Here is a 19,991-nt window from a genome sequence, read left to right on the forward strand (position 1 = left end):
ATGCGTCTGCAGCACATCGTGATCCCCGCGGCGCTTTGCTCGCTGGTTGCCGCATCCGCCTATTCCGAGGAAACCGACCACTACCGTTTGGAGAAGTCGGCCAACGGCTATGTCCGCATGGACACAAGGACCGGCGCCATGTCTGTCTGCGAGGAGCGCTCAGGCCAGCTCGTCTGCAAGATGGCCGCCGACGAGCGGGCCGCCTACCAGGACGAGATCGACCGGCTGGACAATTCGGTCAAGGCGCTCGACGCGCGCGTCGCCAAGCTCGAGAATTCGCTCTCGGCCCGGCTGGAATCGCAACTGCCGAGCGAAGAGGATTTCAACAAGACGATGGGCTATATGGAGCGCTTCTTCCGGACCTTCAAGGACATCGTCAAGGACCTGGACAAGGAAGATGGCGACGGCAAGCTGAACCAGCAGAAGACCTGATTGCAAAGCCGCCTTGGGGAAAACCCCGCGCGCGGCCTTTGCCGCTTGAAAACGCGCCGCGTCGCCGCATAATCATTCCGTCCCCGCAAGAAGCACACAATGATGATGGGATCGGGGGAGGACTATTTGCCGTCGGGCCACACTTTCGTCATTGCCGACGACCATCCGCTTTTTCGCGGCGCGCTGAAGGAGGCGCTTGCCGGCATCGGCGACGTTGCCGCCATCCACGAGGCCGGCGATTTCGAAAGCGCCAAGGCGCTGGTGCTTGCCAATGAAGATATCGATATGGTGCTGCTTGACCTGTCGATGCCGGGCGCCAGCGGCCTCTCCGGCCTGATCTCGCTGCGCGGTATCCATCCGGCGGTGCCGCTGGTGGTGGTATCGGCGCATGACGATCCCGTCACCATCCGCCGCGCGCTCGATCTCGGCGCTTCCGGCTTCATCTCCAAATCGGCCAGCATGGACGAGATACGCGGCGCCGTGCAGGCGGTGCTTGCCGGCGACATTGCCGCGCCGGCCGGCATTGAGCTCGGCGTCGAGCGCGACCCGGAAATCTCCGACCTGATCAAGCGGCTCCAGGCGCTGACGCCGCAGCAGACGCGGGTGCTCGGCATGCTGGCGGAGGGCCTGCTCAACAAGCAGATCGCCTATGAGCTCGGCGTCTCCGAGGCCACTATCAAGGCGCATGTCTCGGCCATCCTGCAGAAGCTCGGCGTCGACAGCCGCACCCAGGCGGTCATCCAGCTGTCGAAGATCGGCGGCGACCCGCTGCAGCCGGTCGGCTGATCGCAGGCACCTCAGGCGAAGCTTTTCACCCTAACCGAACCCGACCAGCGCTGATCGATCATGCGGTCGCCTCGCGTCGGGTCGATGGCTGCGCCCGTCAGCGATAGTTTTCGACGGCGGAGCCCAACTGCGACGCGGCATCATCCTCGGTCGGGCCTGAAGGATTCCGCGCCCGCCCGATCGCGGCGCCGAGGCCCAGCGAAGCGATCGCCACCAGTGGAATGCCGGCGATCCAGGGCAGGCGCGGCGCGAGCGCATAGAGCGCCGTACCGATCGACGGTCCGAGCGAGTCCTTGAGGTCGACCGCCACAGACGAGGCGGCCATATAGGAAGCGCGTCGCGGCGATGGCGCGAGCGCGTTGACGGCGGTCGGCACGAGCGGCCCGACCAGCATCTGTCCCACCGAGCAGAAGCTGACTGCGGCGACCAGCGAAAGTATCGCCGGCGAGGTCGCCAGCAGGGCAAAGGCGGCGATCGTCGAGATGCCGGCGCCGGCTGCCAGCCAAAGCGCTGATCGCGTCTCGGCAAAGCGGCTGACCAGCATCTGCAAACCGACCGTCAGGGCGGCCGCATAGGCAAACAGCGCGCCGACACCGGACGGGGTGAGCGTGCCGGCATCCTGCGCATAGAGCGGGATGACCGCTTCGATCCAGTTGCCGGAAATCTCGAACAGCACGACCCAGGCGAGCAGCTTTGCCAGGCGGCCGTCGTGGAAGGCCGGCAGCAGCGCCGACAGGCCTTCCTCTTCCTCCGTTTCCCCATGGTCGGCTGCGGCATGGCCGCGCGTCTCGGCGAATGCGGCAAGCATGACGATGCCGCCGAAGAGCAGCATACCGCCGCCGGCCAGGAACACGCTGCCAAGCGAAACGAGCGCCAGCAGCGCGCCGCAGGCCGGGCCGAGGATCTGTCCGGCGCTCGAGCTGACGCGCGCCATGCCGAACCAGCGCGGATGCGCCGACGGCTCCGTCACATCGGCGATTGCCGTGAGGATGGTCGGGTGAAGCACCGACTCGCATATGCCGGTCAAAAGCAGCACGGCCGCGGTGGCGGCGACGCCATGGGCGAAGAACAGCGCGACGAAGCCGCAGCCGACGCCGAGCGAGGACAGGATCAGCACCGGCCGCCGGCCGACCCGGTCGGCGATGCCGCCGATCAGCGGCGCGGCGATCAATTCGCCGCCGGCATAGCAGGCAAACAAAAGCCCGATCGCGCCGATCGGAATGTTCGCCTCGCCGCTCGCCCAGAGCGGAAAGAAGGGCACCAGCGCGCCGTCGGCGAAACCGGCGCAGAAGAACAGGAACAGGCCGAGCAGAGCCGGGCGCGGCAGCCCGCGCCAGGACGATGGGAGGAGGGTCATGATGTCACCTACGCGTCAAAGGCCGAAGGCCGGAGCCAGAAAGCCGGGATTGCGCGTTGGTTGACGTAAACGCCTACGGCTGCCTCCGAAGCAGCATGGGGTAGTTTCGAGCAGGCCTTAGCCGAGCCGCATCGACAGCTCCACGTCGTCGCCGAACGGCGTCGACATATAGCCACCGGCCGGCGCGCGCACCCGATCCAGATAGTCGGGCGAGAAATCGGCATTGTCGGCGATGACCAGCGCGCCCGGCCTGAGCCGGCTCTCGACCAGGCTCAATATCTCTGGATAGAGCGCCTTGGCGCCGTCGAGCAGCAGGAGGTCTATCCGGTCAGGCAGGTCGGTGCTGAGCGTTTCCAGCGCGTCGCCCTCGCGGATCTCCACCAGGTCGATGAGGCCGCCTTCGGTGAGATTGGCCTTGGCCCGGGTTACCTTCGACGGCTCGAATTCCGTCGTGATCAGCCGGCCGCCGCCATTGTCGCGCAGCGCCGCGGCAAGATAGAGCGTCGAGATGCCGAACGATGTGCCGAATTCGACGATGATGCGCGCGCCGGTGCTGCGCGCCAGCATGTAGAGCAGCGTGCCGGTCTCCGGCGAGACCGCAAGCCACAGGTCCTTCAGCCTGCCGTAGAACTGGCGATACTCGGTCTTGCTGTGGAGCAGGCGCGTCCGTTCCTCGCGCGAGTACTGGGCGATCGCCGGGCTGGTCGCCGCGTCGGCTTCCTTGAACAGGCGGGCGAGCAGCGGTGCCAAAGGGGTTGCGGTCAAGGTGGTCATGGCTGTCTCCGGCGGGGTTCTTGTGTTGCTTCAAAAATACGAATAATCCTTCAGGTTTCCAATTCGCATTTCGGCGCGCGACCATGATCCAACGCTCAAGCCCTTCAATTTCCACCCGAAAACAGCCCAAACAGGCGCGCGCCACGGAGCTGGTCGCGGCGATTTTAGAGGCGGCTGCTCAGGTTTTGGCTGCTGAAGGCGCGCAGCGTTTCACCACCACGCGCGTTGCCGAAAGGGCGGGCGTCAGCGTCGGTTCGCTCTACCAGTATTTCCCGAACAAGGCGGCCCTGCTGTTCAGGTTGCAGAGTGACGAATGGCGCCAGACGACAGAGCTTTTGTGCGGCATTCTCGAAAATACCGGGCTATCACCGCTCGAGCGGACAAGAACGCTGGTCCACGCCTTCATCCGCTCCGAATGCGAGGAGGCGGCGGTGCGCGGCGCGCTGAACGACGCCGCGCCGCTCTATCGGGATGCGCCGGAGGCTGAGGAGGCGAGGGCGGCGGCGAGCCGGACCGTCGAGACCTTCATGCGCGAGACGCTTCCTGACGCGCCGGATAGCGGCCGCGCCCTGGCCGGCGACCTGATCATCAAGACGCTGAGCGCTGTGGGGGCGGATTTCTCGGAAAAGGAGCGAACGGCCGATGAGATCGAAGCCTATTCCGATGCGCTGGCCGACATGTTCTGCGCCTATCTCCGAAGCCTCGGGCATCGCGGCTGATAGCAGTGCTTTGTCTCTATTCGGCGGCCGGCGCCAGCGGCCTGACGCGCGCCATCATCGAGCGCAGCACGGCCGGCTTCAGCGGCTTGTTGATCACCGGAATGTCGAGCCGGCCGGCAGCCGCGCGCACCTCGCTGGAGCGGTCGGCGGTGACCAGCACGCAGGGCAGGTCCTGCCCGTAGGCGGCGCGCAGCGTGGCGACCGCATCGAGCCCGGTGCCACCGTCGAGATGATAGTCCGCTAGCACGAGGTCCGGCTTCGGCGCGCCGGGCTTCAGGAGATCGCCTGATCCCGAAGCCGTCTCGACACGGCATCCCCAGCCTTCGAGCAGCAGCCGCATGCCGTCGAGGATGCGCGCGTCATTGTCGATGCACAGCACATTGAGCCCGGCAAGCGTCGAGGCGGAGCGGGCCGGCGCCTTGCCGGCCTCGCGCGGCGGCGCGGCGACCGCCGCGACCGGCAGAATCACGGAAAAGCGCGTGCCCTTGCCGGGGTTGGAGTAGATGCGGATTTCGAGCCTCAGCACCCTGGCAATGCGGTCGACGATGGAGAGCCCCAGGCCAAGGCCTTCGGCCTCGCGCGCGCCCTCGTCGAGGCGCGTGAACTCGTGGAAGACTGTGCTGAGCTTGTCGCCGGCAATGCCGATGCCGGTGTCGATCACCTGGATCTCGGCCAGCTCGCCGCGTCGCCGCACCCCAACCAGAATGCGCCCCTGGCGCGTGTATTTGATGGCGTTGGAAACGAGATTCTGGATCAGCCGGCGCAACAGGTTCCGGTCGGTCATGACGCCGAGCGAGGATGGGATGATCTTCAGATCGAGCTTCTTTTCGGCGGCAAACGGGCGAAAATCGTTGCCGATCTGACCGAGCAGTCCGCCCAGGTTAAAAGCGGTATTGTCCGGCTTCATCGCACCGGCATCGAGCCGCGAGATGTCGAGCACCGCGCCGAGGATGGTCTCGACCGATTCCAGCGAGGATTCGATGTTCATCGCGGCCTTGCCGGCCGGTCCCTTGCCCGCCTTCTCGATCAGCGACGAGCAATAGAGGCGGGCGGCGTTGAGCGGCTGCAGGATGTCATGGCCGGCGGCGGCGAGGAAGCGCGTCTTGCCGAGGTTTGCCTCCTCGGCCAGCATCTGCGCCTGCGCCAGTTCCTCGTTGACGCGGGTGAGCTCGACGGTGCGGGTCTTGACCCGTTGCTCCAGCGATTCATTGGCCCGCTTCAGCGCCAGGTCCTGCTCGACGCGGCCGGAGATGTCGGCATAGGTGGCGACGATGCCGCCGTCGGGCATCGGGTTGGAGCGCAGCTCCAGGATGCGGCCGCTGGTCTTGAGCTCCATCTGCCACGGGCCAGCGAAACTGGTCAGCCGGTTGAGCATCGTCACGCGCTGGTCGGCGGGAATATCGCCGCGCTCGGCGAGATGATGGAGGATCCGGTCGAGCGAGACGCCGACCTGGCCCATCTCGTCCGGCAGGTCGAACAGCAGCCGGTATTGCCGGTTCCAGCAGATCAGTCGGAAATCGCGATCGAAGACAGTGATGCCTTGCTCCATCTGGTCGAGCGCGATCTGCAAAAGGTCGCGATTGTGCTGCAGCGCCTCGGTGGCGTCGTCGAGCAGCTTGAAGGCATCCTTTGAGTCGCGATCGTTGCGGCGAAAGAGCAGCGACAGGATCAGCCGCGCCGAGGACGAGCCGACGGCGCTCGCCAGCAATTGCTCAGAGAAGCGGATAACATCCATGCTGGCTTGTTCGGTGCCGTGCAGAGAGACTTTCGCGTCCCTCTCGAAGGATTGGAACGAGCGCTCCGTGCGCTCGACACCGAGATAACGTGAAATCGTATCCTTCAGGTCGTTGACGGTGACGGCGGTGCGGAAGCGGCGCAGGCTGGGCATCGGGCCTGCCTCGCGCGGCACGAAGATCGCCGCCTGGATGCGCTCCAGCGGCACGGACGCGCGGGAGAGGGAGCCGAGGACGAAAAACAGCGCATTGACCGAGAGGCTCCACAGCACGCCATGATTCAGCGGCTCGCCGACGGTGCCGAACAGCGCCTGCGGCCTCAGCGCCTCGAAGCCGAACAGCCCGTGGACGACGATATCGGTAGAGGGGGCGACGAGTGAAGGCAGGAGCAGCGTGTAACCCCAGACGGCGATGCCGGCGACCATGCCGAGGGCTGCGCCCCGGCCGTTGGCGCGGCGCCAGATCAGCCCGCCGACCAGCGCCGGCGCGAATTGGGCAATCGCGGCAAACGACATCAGCCCGATCGAGGACAGCCGCGCGCTATTGGTGCTCTCGCGATAATAGAGGAAGGCGATGAACAGCATTATGAAGATCGAGGCGCGGCGCACATTGAGGATCAGCGTCGACCAGTCCTCGTTCTCCGAAGAACTCGTCTTGAGCACGCGGCGCACGAACAGCGGGATGACGAGATCGTTGGAGATCATGATCGATAGCGCGACGCTCTCGACGATCACCATCGCGGTCGCCGCCGACAGTCCGCCGACGAAGGCGGCCATGGCCAGCACGTCATGGCCGCTGAACAGCGGCAGCGACAAGACATAGAGGTCGCTGCTGGTCTTGCCGCCGACCAGCGACAGGCCGGCAAAGGCGATCGGCAGCACGAAAAGGTTGATCGCCACGAGGTAGAGCGGGAACACCCAGGTCGCCGTGCGCAGTTCCGCCTCGCTGCGGTTCTCGACGATGGTGACGTAGAACTGCCGCGGCAGCATCAGCACGGCAAAGCCGCTCAGGCCGGTCAGCACCAGCCAGGTGGCGAGCGAGGTGCTGTAGCTCATCGCCTGGCGAACCTGGCTGTTTCCGGCAAGCCTGGCGAACATGTCGCCGGGCCCGCCGAAGATCAGGAACATCACCATCAGGCCGATGGCGAGAAAGGCGGCGAGCTTGACCACGGTCTCGACCGCCACCGCCAGAACCAGTCCGTCCTGATGTTCCGTGGCATCGGCATGGCGGGTGCCGAACAGCACCGCGAACAGCGCCAAAAGCATCGCCACCACCAGCGAGATATCGCTGACGAACGGATCGAAAGAGGGGGGCGAGCCCGTATAGTGCTCGACCATCAGGCTGACGGAACCCGAGATCGCCTTGAGCTGCAGCGCAATGTAGGGCACCGCGCCGATGGTCGCGATCAGCGTCGCGATCGCCGCGACGGTGAAGCTCTTGCCGTAGCGGGCTCCGAGGAAGTCCGCGATCGAGGTGATCTTCTCGCTTTTTGCCAGCCGGATCATGCGGTTGAGCAGCGGGAAGCCGAATACGAAGACCAGCACTGGACCGGTATAGATGCCGAGGAATTCGAGGCCGCGCTCGGAGGAAAGGCCGACCGAGCCGAAGAAAGTCCAGGAAGTGCAGTAGATGGCGAGGCTGAGCGCGTAGATGAAAGGCCGCGCCCGGCCGAGCCCGGCTGCCACCGAGCGCCGGTCGCCGACGCTGGCGATGGCGAAAAGCAGCGTCACATAGGCGATCGCGATGATGACGACGAACCAGCCTTGCACGGTCCGCACTTCCTCCCTGGCCGGTTTCCTCATCCGGTCGTTAAGACGCAACCACAGCTTGGAGCCCAAGTCCATCGCGGCTTTTGGCGCATATGCGGCTGACGAGGCAGGTAAGCACAAACCGGTGTCTTCGCCCTTTTTTCCGGTTTTTCAACCGGGGGTTTTTGTTATTGTGGCTTCGGATCGGTGCCGGAGAGCCGGGGCGGCTGCACGGCCGGTCATGGCAAGGAGGGCCGAATGCTGAAAGAATTCCAGGAATTCATTTCCAAGGGCAATGTGATGGACTTAGCCGTCGGCGTCATCATCGGCGCCGCCTTCGGCAAGATCGTCGACTCGCTCGTCAACGACATCATCATGCCGATCATCGGCGCGATTTTCGGCGGGCTGGACTTCAACAACTACTTCTTCGGGTTGTCATCGAACGTCCATTCGGCCACGCTGGCCGATGCCAAGAAAGAAGGCGCCGTCTTCGCCTATGGCAGCTTCATCACGGTCGTGCTGAATTTCCTGATTCTTGCCTTCATCATCTTCCTGATGGTCAAGGCGGTGAACAATCTGCGCAGGCGGCTGGAGCGCGAGAAGCCGGCTGCTGCCGCGGCACCGCCGCCCGCCGACGTACAGCTTCTGACTGAGATCCGCGACCTGCTGGCGAGAAGGTAACTCCTCAACGGGCGCCCTGGACCAAAACCCCGGCCGCTTGCGGCCGGGGTTTTCTGTTTGCGGCTGTCGTAAAAGAGGCTAGCAGTCGCGAAAAAACGGACGGATTCTTGCATGACCCTGATCGAGACCTTGCGCGCCGAAGCCCGCGCGGCGCCCGAAAGCGGCATCGTCGCTGTCGTCAATCATGGCCGCCTGCGCGAAGGCCTGATCCCGCTCTGGGCTGGCGAGGGCGATCTGCCCACGCCGGCCTTCATCAGCGATGCCGCCGCCAAGGGACTGGCCGATGGCGAGACGTTCTACACCTGGCAGAAGGGCATTCCCGAGCTCAGGCAGGCGCTCGCCCGCTACTACGCCAGGCATTTTGGCAAGACCTTCGCCGAGGAGGAGTTCATCGTCACCGGATCCGGCATGCACGCCATCCAACTGGCCATCGACGCGATCGCCGGCAGCGGCGACGAGGTGATCTACCTCTCGCCGGCTTGGCCGAATTTCGCCGCGGCCGCCGGCGTGGCGGGCGCCGTTCCGGTGCCGGTCACCCTCGACCAGTCCGGCAATGGCTGGTCCTGCGATGTCGAAAAGATCGCCTCCGCGATCACGCCGCTCACGAAGCTGTTGTTCATCAACACGCCGTCCAACCCGACCGGCTGGACCGCCGACAGGCAGACGCTGCAGGCAATCCTCGATCTCGCCCGCCAAAAGGGCCTGTGGATCATTGCCGACGAGATCTATTCGCTGTTCCACTACGGCCATGGCCGCGCGCCGTCCTTCCTCGACGTCGCCACGGCCGACGACCATATCCTGTTCGTTAACAGTTTCTCCAAGAACTGGGCGATGACGGGTTGGCGTGTCGGCTGGATCAAGACCCATCCAGCCTTGCAGCAGGTGTTCGAAAACCTGATCCAGTACTCGACCTCGGGCGTCGCCCAGTTCATGCAGCGCGGCGCGGTTGCTGCCCTCGACGAGGGCGACGGCTTCATCACCGAACAAGTGGAGCGTGCACGCGCCGCTCGCGATCTCGTCTGCGACATACTCGGCGCGACCGGCAAGGCGCGTTTCACCGTGCCGCAGGGCGCGTTCTATCTGTTCTTCAGGGTCGACGGCATCAGCGATTCCCGAACCGCCGCCTTCGACATCGTCGATAACGCCAATGTCGGCCTGGCGCCTGGCACCGCCTTCGGCCCCGGCGGCGAAGCCTTCCTCAGACTATGCTTCCACCGCCGCCTCGATCAGCTCGAGGAAGCGGCGCATCGCCTGGCGAGGTGGATGAAGACGGTGTGAGAGAGGCGGCTTCAGCCGCCCGACTTCGGCACCAGCAGCGGAATGATCCGGTCGCTCTTGGCGACGGCGGGACGGCCGGAGCTGGCATAGGGAATGCCCAGCGCATCCCAGGTCTCGACCAGCGCGTCCTGCAGCTCGGCGATCAGCGCGTCCGAATGGAATGGCGTCGGCGTGATGCGCAGCCGCTCGGTGCCGCGCGGCACCGTCGGATAGTTGATCGGCTGGATGTAGACGCCGTGCACGCCAAGCAGCCGGTCGCTGGCCATCTTGCAAAGCTCGGGGTCGCCGACCAGCACCGGCACGATATGCGTGGCCGATTCCATCACCGGCAGCCCGGCCGCGGCAAGCACCTGCTTGGTTCTGGCCGCCTGGCGCTGCTGCGCGTCGCGCTCGGTCTGCGAGCGCTTGAGATGCCGGATCGAGGTGGTGGCGGCGGCGGCGATCGCCGGCGGCAGCGCGGTGGTGAAGATGAAGCCCGGCGCATAGGAGCGCACCGCATCGATGACGGCGCTGGTGCCGGCGATGTAGCCGCCAAGCGTGCCGAAGGCCTTGGCCAAAGTGCCCTCGATGATGTCGATGCGGTCGGCCAAGCCTTCGCGTTCGGTGATGCCACCGCCGCGCGGTCCGTACATGCCTACGGCATGGACCTCGTCGATATAGGTCATGGCGTTGTAGCGTTCGGCGAGCTCGACGATCTCTCTGATCGGCGCGATGTCGCCGTCCATCGAATAGACGCTTTCGAAGACGATCAGCTTGGCGCGCTCGCGCCCCGCGGCCTGCAAGAGGCTCTCCAGATGCGCGACGTCATTGTGGCGGAAGATCTTCTTCTCCGCGCCCGAGCGCCGCACGCCTTCGATCATCGAGGCATGGTTGAGCTCGTCCGAGATGATCAGGCAGTTGGGCAGGAGCCTGGCGATGGTCGAGATCGAGGCCTCGTTGGAGACGAAGCCGGAGGTGAAGACCAGCGCTGCCTCCTTGTCATGCAGATCGGCGAGCTCCTGCTCGAGCTCGACCAGGGGGTTGGAGGTGCCGGAAATGTTGCGGGTGCCGCCGGCGCCCGAGCCCATCTTGGCGGCCGCGTTCTGGAAGGCGGCAATCACGTCCTCGTTCTGGCCCATGCCGAGATAGTCGTTGGAGCACCATACAGTGATTTCCTGGGCGCGGCCGTTGGAACGCCAGATGGCGCGCGGGAACTTGCCCACGATGCGCTCCAGGTCGGCGAAAACGCGATAGCGACGCTCGGCGTGGAGCTGGTCGATCGCATCCTCGAAGAACCGCTGATAGTTCATGTCGACTTCCCAATTTTGGGCCGGATCATAATCACTGCCCCATGCCGCGTCCACCGCGCCCAACCGGTCAAAATGCCACGCCCGTGCCCTGTTCCTAACGATGCCGGATCGTGGCCTATTCCCTGCTGTTTGAAGCAACTTGGTTTCAGTACGATGCCTCGGGCGCGACGAACTGTTACGGACTTAACACATAGGGAGGCTAGTGGGCTTGCGGCGGGTTTTCCAGCGCGGTGGCTGTTGAGACAGTTTCCGATAAATCTTGATCAGCGAGGTAGATGATGACGGTTTTGGTGACAGGGGGTGCCGGTTATATCGGCAGCCACATGGTCTGGGAACTGCTGGACGCCGGCGAGAGCGTCGTGGTGCTCGACCGGCTTTCCACCGGTTTCGAATGGGCGGTCGCCCCGGAAGCAAGGCTCACCGTCGGCGATGTCGCCGATCGTGATCTGGTCGGCCGGATCATCCGCGACAACAAGGTCGACGCCATCATCCACTTCGCCGGCTCGATCGTGGTGCCGGAATCGGTCGCCGACCCACTTGGCTATTACGAAAACAACACCTGCAAGACCCGCACGCTGATCGAAACGGCCGTGCGCGAGGGCGTGCCGCATTTCATCTTCTCCTCCACCGCCGCCGTCTATGGCGGCGCCGGGCTGGAGCCGGTGCGCGAGGATGCCCGCCTTGCGCCGGAATCGCCTTACGGCCTTTCCAAGCTGATGAGCGAATGGATGCTGCGCGATGCAGCGTTGGCGCACGACATCCGCTATACGGCGCTACGCTATTTCAATGTCGCCGGCGCCGATCCGAAGGGCCGGACCGGACAATCGACGCCCGGCGCCACGCATCTCATCAAGGTCGCCTGCGAGACCGCGCTCGGCAAGCGGCCCTTCATGCAGGTCTTCGGCACCGATTATGCGACGCCGGACGGCACCTGCATGCGCGACTACATCCATGTCAGCGATCTCGCTGCCGCGCACCGGTTGGCGCTGCAGCGGCTGCGTGATGGCGGCGGCAGTCTCGTCGCCAATTGCGGCTACAGCCACGGCTATTCGGTGCTGGAGGTGATCGACAGCGTGCGCCGCGCCTTCGGCCATGACTTCGACGTGCGCATGGGGGACCGCCGGCCGGGCGACGCCGCAGCCGTGGTCGCCAATTCCGAGCTTGCCCGCAAGGAATTCGGCTGGACGCCGCAGCGCGACGATCTCGACCTGATCGTCAACGACGCGCTGGCCTGGGAACGGATCCTGACGACCAAGAACTCCGTTCGAAACTGATCTGTTGGGCCAAGGGCTCGCGGGGCGCCTATAGACGCGGTATTGAGCCTCATGCAGCGGCGGCGCGCGGGCCCGCCGCTGCGATGATGCTTGAGGGAACGGCATGAAGGTCTTGGTTCTCGGCGCCGGCGTGGTTGGCACGGCGGCCGCCTATTATCTGGCAAGGGACGGTCACGAGGTGACGGTGATCGAGCGCCATGAAGCGGTGGCGCGCGGCACTAGCCAGTCGAATGCCGGCCTGGTCTCGCCGGGCGACGCCACCGCCTGGGCTTCGCCCGCGGCGCTGAAGACCTTCCTGCGCGCGCTCTGGAACCACGATCTCGGCATCAAGGTCAGGCTGCGCCTCGATCCCTATTTCTATGCCTGGAGCCTGCGCTTCCTGCGCGAATGCACGGTGACCCGGCTGCGCGCCAACACCGACGTCAAGTTGAGGCTCGCGCTCCATTCTCGCGAGTGCATCAATCAATTGTCGGAGGAAACCGGCATCCATTATGACGAGCGCAAGAAGGGCATTCTCTACTTCTTTCGCTCGCAAAAGAGCCTGGACACCGGCACCGACCATTACCGCTATCTGGGCGAGCACGGCCTGCCGATCGAGATCGTCGACCGCGAGCGTCTGGTCGAGCTGGAGCCTGGTCTTGCCGGCGTGAAGGAAAAGATCGCCGGCGGCATCTATTCGCCGATCGACCAGACCGGCGATTCCAAGCAGTTCACCGACCGGCTCGCCGCCTATGCCGCCGAGAAGCTCGGCGTGAAATTCCTGTTCGGCACGACGGTTGAGGACCTCGACATCGAGGGAGATCGGGTGCGCGCGGTGATGACCTCGGCAGGACCGGTCACCGGCGATGCCGTCGTCATCTCTATGGGACCGGAAAGCGGCCTGCTCGGCCGCCGCTACGGTATCGACCTGCCGGTCTACCCGGTGAAGGGTTACACCGCGACCATCCCGCTCGAGGACGAGAGCAAGGGGCCGACCATGGGCGGCGCCGACGAGGACCGCCTGATCGGCTATTCCAGGCTCGGCAATCGCCTGCGCATGTCCTCTACGGCCGAGTTCACCGGCTTCGACCGTAGCTTCAAGCCGGGCGATTTCCGGACCATCCTCGAAACCGGCAAGGATCTTTTTCCCGGCGCCTTCGACGAGAAGAAGGCCGTGCTCTGGGCCGGCCTGCGGCCGATGATGCCGAATTCGGTGCCGGTCATCGGCCGGGCGAAATACCGCAATCTCTACCTCGACACCGGCCATGGCCATGTCGGCTGGACCATGGCCTGCGGCTCGGGGCAGTTCGTGGCCGATGTCGTCGCCGGCAGAAAGCCGCAGATCGATCCGCGGGGACTGCTTTACGGGATGGCGCGCTGAAGGCTTTAATTGCCGAGATCGGCGCTGCCCCTCATCCGCCTGCCGGCATCTTCTCCCCGTTGAACGGGGAGAAGAGAGCTGTGGCCATGCCGACACGCATTTCCGCGGCGTTGAAAATTGGCGAAATCGCCGGTGACGGCCCCGTCACTTACGGGGAGAAATGCCCGGCTGGGCAATGAGGGGGCGGCGCCAACCTGTCAAGTAGAGCGGCGCCAAGCCCGAGCATATCCGCCCCAGGACTGATCGGTCGGTGGTTCTGTGCGCTCACCCTTGCTCATCGCGATGACGCGATCTGAGGCTAACAAGGCGGCGCCGATGCTGGTCCCGGTCGAGGTCTCTGACGCAATGACCGGTCGCTTGGTAGCTGCCGCCAGCATTCTGATGAAAAGCAGGTTCCGGGCGAAGGGCCCTTCGACAATCGTCGGCCCGTCGCCACCGATGAGACCAAGGCAGGTCGCGGTCGTCAGCGCCAGATAGAACCAGATGGCGGCGAAGCGCTGGCCGGCGCTCAAGTCCTCGGCATTGACCCACTGTGCGCCGCGATGCGGAAACGGTCCCGAACCCTGCTGAGTGGCAGGCAGGAGCAGCACCCGTCGCGCCAGAACGGCGGCAACATCGTCTTCGCTCCATTCCTGGCTTTGGCCGTCGGTCAGAAGCGAGAACTCGCGCCCACCCATGAAGCGCGCCGAAGGCACCGGATCGCCGAGCGCGTTGACATTGACCAGGGTGTCGCGCGCCGGGTCGAGCTCGACCCTCCTGCCGCCCACCGCCATCGACACCACCCATGTGCCGGTCGAGACGACGGAGAAGGGCGGTGTGTCGGATAAAAGGTGCGGCAGCAGCGAGGCGTTGGAATCGTGCAGCCCGCAGAACACGAGCGTCTGCGGGTCGAGCCCTGTCCGCCGCGCCAGCTCCGGCAGGATCGGGCCAAGCCGATCCTTTGCCGGTCGCACCGGCGCCATCAGCCGGCGCCAGTCCATCCGGTCGACCAGCGACGAGTAATCGGACGTCCAGGGGTTCCAGAGATCGGTGTGACAGCCGAGCGAGCTCACCTCATTGGCGGCGACGCCGGTCAGCCGCAGCGCCCAGTATTGCGGATACATCAGCATCGCGGTGGCCTTGGTGAATTCCGCCGGGAAACGCTTCTGCTGCCAGAAGAACTGCGCGCCGAGATTGAGGCCGATGGGCAACCGCGGCGTGCCGGTTTCGCCGAAAGGCGGGCGCACGGCGTCATAGTCGGCCGCAAGCTGACCGGGACCGTCGAATTCGTAATCGAGCACAGGCAGCACCAGTTCGCCTGAGCGGTCGACCAGCGCGCCGGTGGCGCCATGCGTGGTGATCGAGATCGCATCGATCTGCCGTTCGCGGTTGAGATCGGCGAGGCTGTTCAGGATGAACGTCCACAGCGCCTCGACATCGTGATGCGGATAGGGCGCCTGCCGCACCGGCGCGTTGGCGAAGCGGCGCAGCGCAATCTCGCTCAGTGTCGCGAGATCGACCAGCGCCACCTTGGCGTTGGTCTTGCCAATATCGATGACGGCGACGATCATGCCATATGGAACACGGTTTCCAGCGGCGCCGCCACCGGCTCGTTGTCGGGTTTGGTCTCCATGACATCGGCCATATACGCCCACCAGCGCTGCATCACAGGGTGCTTCGGAAGATCGGCCATGCCGTGGTCATCGCGGCGCCACAGCACCCCGAACAGGATGTTGGTCTCCTCGTCGAGATAGATCGAATAATCGGAGACGCCGGCCTCTCTCAGCAGCGCGACCAGCTCGGGCCAGATCTCGTCATGGCGGCGCTTGTACTCGGCCTTCATGCCGGGATTGAGCTTCATCTTGAAGGCGTACTTCTCCATCAGGCGAAGCGCCCCTCGCGCAGCCGCCGCCAGACGATCGGCAGCGCGATGACGATGATCAGCAACAGGCCGATGAAGATCGACATGACGATGCCGGGCACGTTGAGCAGTCCGAGGCCGAACGTCACCAGCCCCATGATGAAGGCGGCGAGCACGACGCCCAGGATGCTGCCGGCGCCGCCGAGGATCGAGACGCCGCCGAGCACCACCATGGTGATCGCCTCAAGCTCATAGCCCTGCGCGATCGACGGCCGCGTCGAGCCAAGCCGCGAGGTGATCAACACCGAGGCTATGCCCGACATCAGCCCGGTCAGGCAAAACAGGATGAATTTGATGCGGTCGACGCGCACGCCGGAAAACTGGCAGGCGACCGGGTTGTTGCCGATGGCGAAGACGCGGCGGCCGAAGCTCGTGCGGTGCAGCACGAACCAGTAGATCAGCGCCGCGACGAGGAACAGCGCCAGCTCGAACGAGAAGACCCCCCAGACATAGCCCTGGCCGAAGAAGGCGAAGCTCTCCGGATAGCCCTTGTAGGCCTGGTCGCCGAGGATGATGAAGGCGATGCCGCGGAACAGGCTCATCGTGCCGATGGTGACGACGATGGAAGGCAGGCCGAGCCGGGTGACAAGCAGCCCGTTGCAGGCGCCGCAGCCGAGTCCCACGACGACGCCGATTGCCATCAGCACCGGCGTGCCGGCGCCGGCCTGCAGGGCCATGCCCATCATCGTCGAGGCTAAAGCCACGATCGCCGCGACCGACAGGTCGATCTCGCCCGAGATGATCAGCAGCGCCATGGCTAAAGCGATCAGGCCCTTTTCGGTGAAGTTGAAGGTCAGGTCCGACAGCGACCATGGATCGAGGAAGTAGGGCGAAGCAAAACTGTTCACCGCGAAGATCAAGACCGCGATGACGACGAGCAGCGCCTCCCAGGAGAAGATCGCCGAGGACAGCGGCTTGTCGAGCCGGTCGGGGATATGGCGCGGGGCAGGGGTGTCGGTCATGCCGCTTCCGCCTTTCTCAGGATGATGCGGCCCTGCCGGCGCTCGCCGCGCGCGTTGAGCACCACGGCCAGGATGATGGCGCTGCCCGAGATCGCCATCTGCCAGAAGGGCGAGATGTTTATGACCGGCAGCGCGTTGGAAATGATGCCGAGGAACAGCGCGCCCAGCACCGCGCCGCCGACCGAGCCGATGCCGCCGGCGATCGAGATGCCGCCGATCACGCAGGCGGCGATGATGTTGAGCTCATAGCCGTTGGCGACCTCGACTGAGGCGATGACGTAGCGCGAGATCCACAGATAGCCTGCAAGCCCGCCGATCATGCCGGAAATGCAAAAGACGATGAATTTTGTGCGGCCGACATCGATGCCGGCATAGACCGAGGCGGTCGGATTGACGCCGATGGCGTAGATCGAGCGGCCGATCTGCGTGCGCGTCATCACCAGGAAGAACAGCGCGATGACCAAAAGCGCGATCCAGGACAGAACCGGCAGGCCGAGGAAGGCGGCGCGCTGGAAATTGATGAAGTCCGAGCTCATCTGGTCGGCATTGACCCAGGCGCCGCCCGAGACGACGAAGGTGGCGCCTCGATAGATGGTGAGCGTGCCAAGCGTCACCACGATCGAAGGGATGTTCAGCCGCCAGACCAGGAAGCCGTTGATGGCGCCAAGCACCAGGCCGACGGCAAGAGCGATCACGATCAGCACCGGGATCGGGATCGCCGGATGCGCGGCGTTGAGCATCGCCACCACCATGCCGGTGAAGCAGAGGTTGGACGCCATCGAGAGATCGATCGAGCGCGTCAGGATCACCACCATCTGACCCAGCGCCAGGATCATCAGGATCGAGGTGTCGTTGAAGACCTGACGCAGATTGGCGGGGTTGGCGAAGCCGGGGAAGCGCGTCGAGATCAGCCCGATCAGCACGACGATTCCGGCGAGCAGCCAGATCTCGCGATATTTGAGGAAGCTCTTCATGCCGCGATCCCCGCCGCCGTTCGAACCAGCATCTCGGCGTCCAGCCCTTTGTTGTCATAGGTGGCCGCGATACGACCCTCGCGCATGACCACGACGCGGTCGGACATGCCGAGGATTTCGGGCAGTTCCGACGAGACCATGATCACTGACAGGCCTTCCGCGACCAGCTCGGCCATGAAGCCGTGCACGGCGGCCTTGGAGCCGATGTCGATGCCCTTGGTCGGCTCGTCGAGGATGATCACCTTCGGCGTCGTCGCCAGCCATTTGGCGATGACCACCTTCTGCTGGTTGCCGCCGGAAAGCGTGCCGACATCCTGGCTGAGCGATGAGGCGCGCAGATCAAGCCGCTCGGTGTAGGAGCGGGCGAGCGAAAATTCTTCCACGAGCCTCAGCACGCCGGATTTCGAGGTGTGCTTCAGCGACGGCAGCGACACGTTCTGGAAGATCGGCAGGCCGATCACCACGCCCTGCTTGCCGCGTTCTTCCGGCACGTAGACGATGCCGGCCTCGATCGAATCCGCCGCCGATTTCGGGGCGATCGTCTTGCCGTCGAGTGAGATGGTACCTCGGCTGGTGCGGGTGATGCCGGCGATCGCCTGCATCACCTCGCTGCGCCCGGCGCCGACCAGCCCGTAGAAGCCGAGGATCTCGCCCTTGCGCAATTCGAAGCCGATGTCGTCGAACTCGGTCGGATGCGACAGGCCGGAGATGGAAAGCACCGGCGCGCCGATCTTCGGCTCGCGCTGCGGAAAGATATGGTCGACGTTGCGGCCGACCATCATGCGCACGATCTCGTTCTGGCCGGTATCCTTGAGCAGGCCTTCGCCGATCATCTCGCCGTCGCGGAAGACGGTGTAGCGGTCGGCGATGCGATAGATCTCGTCGAACTTGTGGCTGATGAAGAGCACCGCCTTGCCTTCGCTCTTCAGGAATTCGATCAGCAGGAAAAGTTCCTCGATCTCCTTCATCGAAAGGGCAGCGGTCGGTTCGTCCATGATGACGATGCGCGCGTCGATCGACATGGCGCGGGCAACCGCAACCAGATGCTTGTTGGCGATGCCGAGATCCTTCAGCCGCGTGTCGGCATCGATGTGGCCGGCGCGCATCGTCTCCAGCACCTCGCGGGCGTTCTTGCGCATGGTGCGCCAATCGATGGTGCCGAAGCGGGTGCGCGGCGCGTGGCCGAGGAAGATGTTTTCGGCGACCGACAGATCGTCGAACAGCACCGTCTCCTGATGGATGGCGGTGATGCCGTGGCCGAAAGCGGCATGCGCGCTGGGCAGCGTCGCGGCCTGGCCGTCGATGCTGATCTCACCTGAATCGGGCTGGTAGATGCCGGTCATGATCTTGACCAGCGTCGACTTGCCGGCGCCGTTCTCGCCGATCAGCGCCGTCACCTGTCCGGGATAGAGCGACAGGCTGACATTGTGCAGCGCGCGCACGCCCGGAAAACTTTTCGAGATGCCGGAGAGCGTCAGGCGAGGAGCCGAGGCTGGGGGCCGTTCGTCTACTTTGCCGTGATGGGCCGTCGTATCCATAGTCGTATCAAGCCCGTCTATATTCCGTGTTGACTCCCCCTCACCCGACCTCCGCTTCGCTCGGTCGACCTCTCCCCGAGGGGAGAGGAGTTTTGCGAGTCTGGCTCCAGGCTCTTCTCCCCATGGGGAGAAGGCGGCCGCGAAGCGGCCGGATGAGGGGGCAGCTCCGTTGGTTCCAGGATCAATAGATCTTCGAGAACTTCTCGATGTTGGTCTTGTCGAACTGGAAAGGCGGAGCCATGGCGGCCGAGTTGGTGTCATCGAGCGTCACCTTGCCGACGCGGCCGATCGACAGCGTGGCGCCGGGCTTGGCTTCTTCCTTCTTCACCGCCAGGTCATGGGCGAGATAGATCGCCGAATAGCCGAGGTCGATCGGGTTCCAGAGAGCGACAGCCTGCGAAGCGCCGTTGTCGATGAACTTCTTGAACTCCGACGGCAGCGCGAGGCCGGTGACGTTGACCTTGCCGATCAGGTTCTCGTCAGTGACGACCTGCGCGGCGGCGACGACGCCCACCGTGGTCGGCGCGATGATCGCCTTGAGGTTCGGGTAGGACTTCAAGAGGCCCTTGGCTTCATCCGTGCTCTTGGCCGAGTCGTCATCGCCATAGACAGTGGCGACCAGCTTGATCTTCGGGAACTTCTCCGGCAGCACCTTCTTGGCCGCTTCGATCCAGGCGTTCTGGTTGGTCGCGGTCGAGGAGGCCGACAGGATGGCGACGTCGCCGCCTTCAGGCAGGTAGTCGGCGGCGAGCTTGATGATGGTCTCGCCGATCAGGCCGGTGTCGGACGGATTGAGGTGGAGCTGGCGGCCTTCCTTGGCGACGCCGGAGTCCCACGAGATCACGGTGATGCCGCGGTCCATCGCCTTCTTCAGCACCGGCACCAGCGCGTCGGCATCATTGGCTGAAACGGCGATCGCATTGACCTTCTGCGCGATCAGCGAATTGATCACCTCGATCTGGGCTTCGGCGGTAGCCTTGGTCGGACCGGTATAGATGACATCGACATCGCCCAGTTCCTTGGCCGCTTCCTCGGCGCCCTTGTTGGCGGCGTCGAAGAAGCCGTTGCCGAGCGACTTCACCACCAGCGCGATCTTGACGTTCTCGGCATAGGCGGCATTCACGAACATGGCGGCGGAAAAGGCCGCCGTAACCAGTAGTTTCTTCAAAAAGCTCATCGAATATCC

Annotated in this window: 17 protein-coding genes; 7 read left to right on the forward strand and 10 right to left on the reverse strand. The window is 64.6% G+C overall.

The window, feature by feature from the left end:
- Both LB520_RS24510 and LB520_RS24515 read left to right on the forward strand, forming a co-directional pair.
- Entirely contained in the window at positions 1-432 is a 432-nt protein-coding gene (locus tag LB520_RS24510) for a hypothetical protein (protein WP_095765880.1), read from the forward strand.
- 126 nt (positions 433-558) lie between these two features.
- Positions 559-1,218 carry a response regulator transcription factor gene (locus LB520_RS24515; RefSeq protein ID WP_095766186.1) on the forward strand — a complete coding sequence of 220 codons (660 nt, stop codon included), beginning with the start codon at positions 559-561 and terminating at the stop codon, positions 1,216-1,218.
- Positions 1,219-1,315: 97 nt separating this feature from the next.
- On the opposite strand, the gene LB520_RS24520 is transcribed toward LB520_RS24515, so the two are convergent.
- Together LB520_RS24520 and LB520_RS24525 are read right to left on the reverse strand one after the other, a co-directional pair.
- Complete coding sequence (locus LB520_RS24520) at positions 1,316-2,575, reverse strand: MDR family MFS transporter (protein ID WP_224639676.1); 1,260 nt, start codon at positions 2,573-2,575, stop codon at positions 1,316-1,318.
- A gap of 117 nt (positions 2,576-2,692) precedes the next feature.
- Positions 2,693-3,349, reverse strand: coding sequence for an O-methyltransferase (locus LB520_RS24525; RefSeq protein WP_224639677.1), 657 nt, complete (start codon positions 3,347-3,349; stop codon positions 2,693-2,695).
- Between the two features lie 83 nt (positions 3,350-3,432).
- Here LB520_RS24525 and LB520_RS24530 point away from each other — a divergent pair, with 83 nt between their 5' ends.
- Entirely contained in the window at positions 3,433-4,068 is a 636-nt protein-coding gene (locus tag LB520_RS24530; protein ID WP_224608724.1) for a TetR family transcriptional regulator, read from the forward strand.
- 16 nt (positions 4,069-4,084) lie between these two features.
- Here the strand turns inward: LB520_RS24530 and LB520_RS24535 are convergent, their stop codons facing one another.
- Positions 4,085-7,570, reverse strand: coding sequence for a PAS-domain containing protein (locus LB520_RS24535; RefSeq protein ID WP_176476946.1), 3,486 nt, complete (start codon positions 7,568-7,570; stop codon positions 4,085-4,087).
- A 237-nt stretch (positions 7,571-7,807) separates the two neighbouring features.
- On the opposite strand from LB520_RS24535, the gene mscL reads away from it, so the two are divergent.
- Together mscL and LB520_RS24545 are read left to right on the forward strand one after the other, a co-directional pair.
- A complete protein-coding gene (mscL, locus tag LB520_RS24540) occupies positions 7,808-8,230 on the forward strand; it encodes a large conductance mechanosensitive channel protein MscL (protein WP_224627333.1) in 423 nt (140 codons plus the stop codon).
- 111 nt (positions 8,231-8,341) lie between these two features.
- Positions 8,342-9,508 carry a pyridoxal phosphate-dependent aminotransferase gene (locus tag LB520_RS24545; RefSeq protein WP_224639678.1) on the forward strand — a complete coding sequence of 389 codons (1,167 nt, stop codon included), beginning with the start codon at positions 8,342-8,344 and terminating at the stop codon, positions 9,506-9,508.
- A gap of 11 nt (positions 9,509-9,519) precedes the next feature.
- On the opposite strand, the gene hemA is transcribed toward LB520_RS24545, so the two are convergent.
- Positions 9,520-10,797: a 5-aminolevulinate synthase gene (gene hemA / locus LB520_RS24550; protein WP_140844007.1), complete on the reverse strand. Its 1,278-nt coding sequence runs from the start codon at positions 10,795-10,797 to the stop codon at positions 9,520-9,522.
- A 278-nt stretch (positions 10,798-11,075) separates the two neighbouring features.
- Here hemA and galE point away from each other — a divergent pair, with 278 nt between their 5' ends.
- Together galE and LB520_RS24560 are read left to right on the forward strand one after the other, a co-directional pair.
- On the forward strand, positions 11,076-12,071 hold the full coding sequence (galE, locus tag LB520_RS24555) for a UDP-glucose 4-epimerase GalE (protein ID WP_095766183.1): 996 nt from the start codon (positions 11,076-11,078) through the stop codon (positions 12,069-12,071).
- Between the two features lie 103 nt (positions 12,072-12,174).
- Positions 12,175-13,431, forward strand: coding sequence for a D-amino acid dehydrogenase (locus tag LB520_RS24560; RefSeq protein ID WP_224627335.1), 1,257 nt, complete (start codon positions 12,175-12,177; stop codon positions 13,429-13,431).
- A 197-nt stretch (positions 13,432-13,628) separates the two neighbouring features.
- Here LB520_RS24560 and LB520_RS24565 read toward each other — a convergent pair whose 3' ends face one another.
- The 6 genes from LB520_RS24565 to rhaS form a co-directional block, all read right to left on the reverse strand.
- Positions 13,629-14,981, reverse strand: coding sequence for an FGGY-family carbohydrate kinase (locus LB520_RS24565; protein ID WP_224627336.1), 1,353 nt, complete (start codon positions 14,979-14,981; stop codon positions 13,629-13,631).
- Positions 14,978-15,292, reverse strand: coding sequence for an L-rhamnose mutarotase (gene rhaM / locus LB520_RS24570; protein ID WP_224627338.1), 315 nt, complete (start codon positions 15,290-15,292; stop codon positions 14,978-14,980). Before rhaM ends, LB520_RS24565 begins: the two co-directional genes overlap by 4 nt.
- On the reverse strand, positions 15,292-16,293 hold the full coding sequence (locus tag LB520_RS24575) for an ABC transporter permease (protein ID WP_224627340.1): 1,002 nt from the start codon (positions 16,291-16,293) through the stop codon (positions 15,292-15,294). Before LB520_RS24575 ends, rhaM begins: the two co-directional genes overlap by 1 nt.
- Entirely contained in the window at positions 16,290-17,267 is a 978-nt protein-coding gene (locus LB520_RS24580; protein ID WP_224627342.1) for an ABC transporter permease, read from the reverse strand. The genes LB520_RS24575 and LB520_RS24580 overlap by 4 nt, the downstream gene beginning before the upstream one ends.
- Positions 17,264-18,805 carry a sugar ABC transporter ATP-binding protein gene (locus LB520_RS24585; protein WP_224639679.1) on the reverse strand — a complete coding sequence of 514 codons (1,542 nt, stop codon included), beginning with the start codon at positions 18,803-18,805 and terminating at the stop codon, positions 17,264-17,266. The genes LB520_RS24580 and LB520_RS24585 overlap by 4 nt, the downstream gene beginning before the upstream one ends.
- Positions 18,806-18,986: 181 nt before the next feature.
- Positions 18,987-19,982: a rhamnose ABC transporter substrate-binding protein gene (gene rhaS / locus LB520_RS24590; RefSeq protein WP_042637283.1), complete on the reverse strand. Its 996-nt coding sequence runs from the start codon at positions 19,980-19,982 to the stop codon at positions 18,987-18,989.
- Between the last annotated feature and the right edge of the window lie 9 nt (positions 19,983-19,991).

The sequence above is a fragment of the Mesorhizobium sp. CA12 genome (genome assembly GCF_020165255.1).
In the GTDB taxonomy this organism is placed as follows: domain Bacteria; phylum Pseudomonadota; class Alphaproteobacteria; order Rhizobiales; family Rhizobiaceae; genus Mesorhizobium.

Excerpts from the sequence above, each read along its gene's own strand:
- LB520_RS24560 (WP_224627335.1), top strand. The coding sequence starts at position 12,175 with ATGAAGGTCTTGGTTCTCGGCGCCGGCGTGGTTGGCACGGCGGCCGCC.
- galE (WP_095766183.1), top strand. The coding sequence starts at position 11,076 with ATGACGGTTTTGGTGACAGGGGGTGCCGGTTATATCGGCAGCCACATG.
- rhaS (WP_042637283.1), bottom strand. The coding sequence starts at position 19,982 with ATGAGCTTTTTGAAGAAACTACTGGTTACGGCGGCCTTTTCCGCCGCC.
- LB520_RS24565 (WP_224627336.1), bottom strand. The coding sequence starts at position 14,981 with ATGATCGTCGCCGTCATCGATATTGGCAAGACCAACGCCAAGGTGGCG.
- LB520_RS24580 (WP_224627342.1), bottom strand. The coding sequence starts at position 17,267 with ATGAAGAGCTTCCTCAAATATCGCGAGATCTGGCTGCTCGCCGGAATC.
- rhaM (WP_224627338.1), bottom strand. The coding sequence starts at position 15,292 with ATGGAGAAGTACGCCTTCAAGATGAAGCTCAATCCCGGCATGAAGGCC.
- LB520_RS24585 (WP_224639679.1), bottom strand. The coding sequence starts at position 18,805 with ATGGATACGACGGCCCATCACGGCAAAGTAGACGAACGGCCCCCAGCC.
- mscL (WP_224627333.1), top strand. The coding sequence starts at position 7,808 with ATGCTGAAAGAATTCCAGGAATTCATTTCCAAGGGCAATGTGATGGAC.
- LB520_RS24525 (WP_224639677.1), bottom strand. The coding sequence starts at position 3,349 with ATGACCACCTTGACCGCAACCCCTTTGGCACCGCTGCTCGCCCGCCTG.
- LB520_RS24545 (WP_224639678.1), top strand. The coding sequence starts at position 8,342 with ATGACCCTGATCGAGACCTTGCGCGCCGAAGCCCGCGCGGCGCCCGAA.
- LB520_RS24510 (WP_095765880.1), top strand. The coding sequence starts at position 1 with ATGCGTCTGCAGCACATCGTGATCCCCGCGGCGCTTTGCTCGCTGGTT.
- LB520_RS24575 (WP_224627340.1), bottom strand. The coding sequence starts at position 16,293 with ATGACCGACACCCCTGCCCCGCGCCATATCCCCGACCGGCTCGACAAG.
- LB520_RS24520 (WP_224639676.1), bottom strand. The coding sequence starts at position 2,575 with ATGACCCTCCTCCCATCGTCCTGGCGCGGGCTGCCGCGCCCGGCTCTG.
- LB520_RS24530 (WP_224608724.1), top strand. The coding sequence starts at position 3,433 with ATGATCCAACGCTCAAGCCCTTCAATTTCCACCCGAAAACAGCCCAAA.
- hemA (WP_140844007.1), bottom strand. The coding sequence starts at position 10,797 with ATGAACTATCAGCGGTTCTTCGAGGATGCGATCGACCAGCTCCACGCC.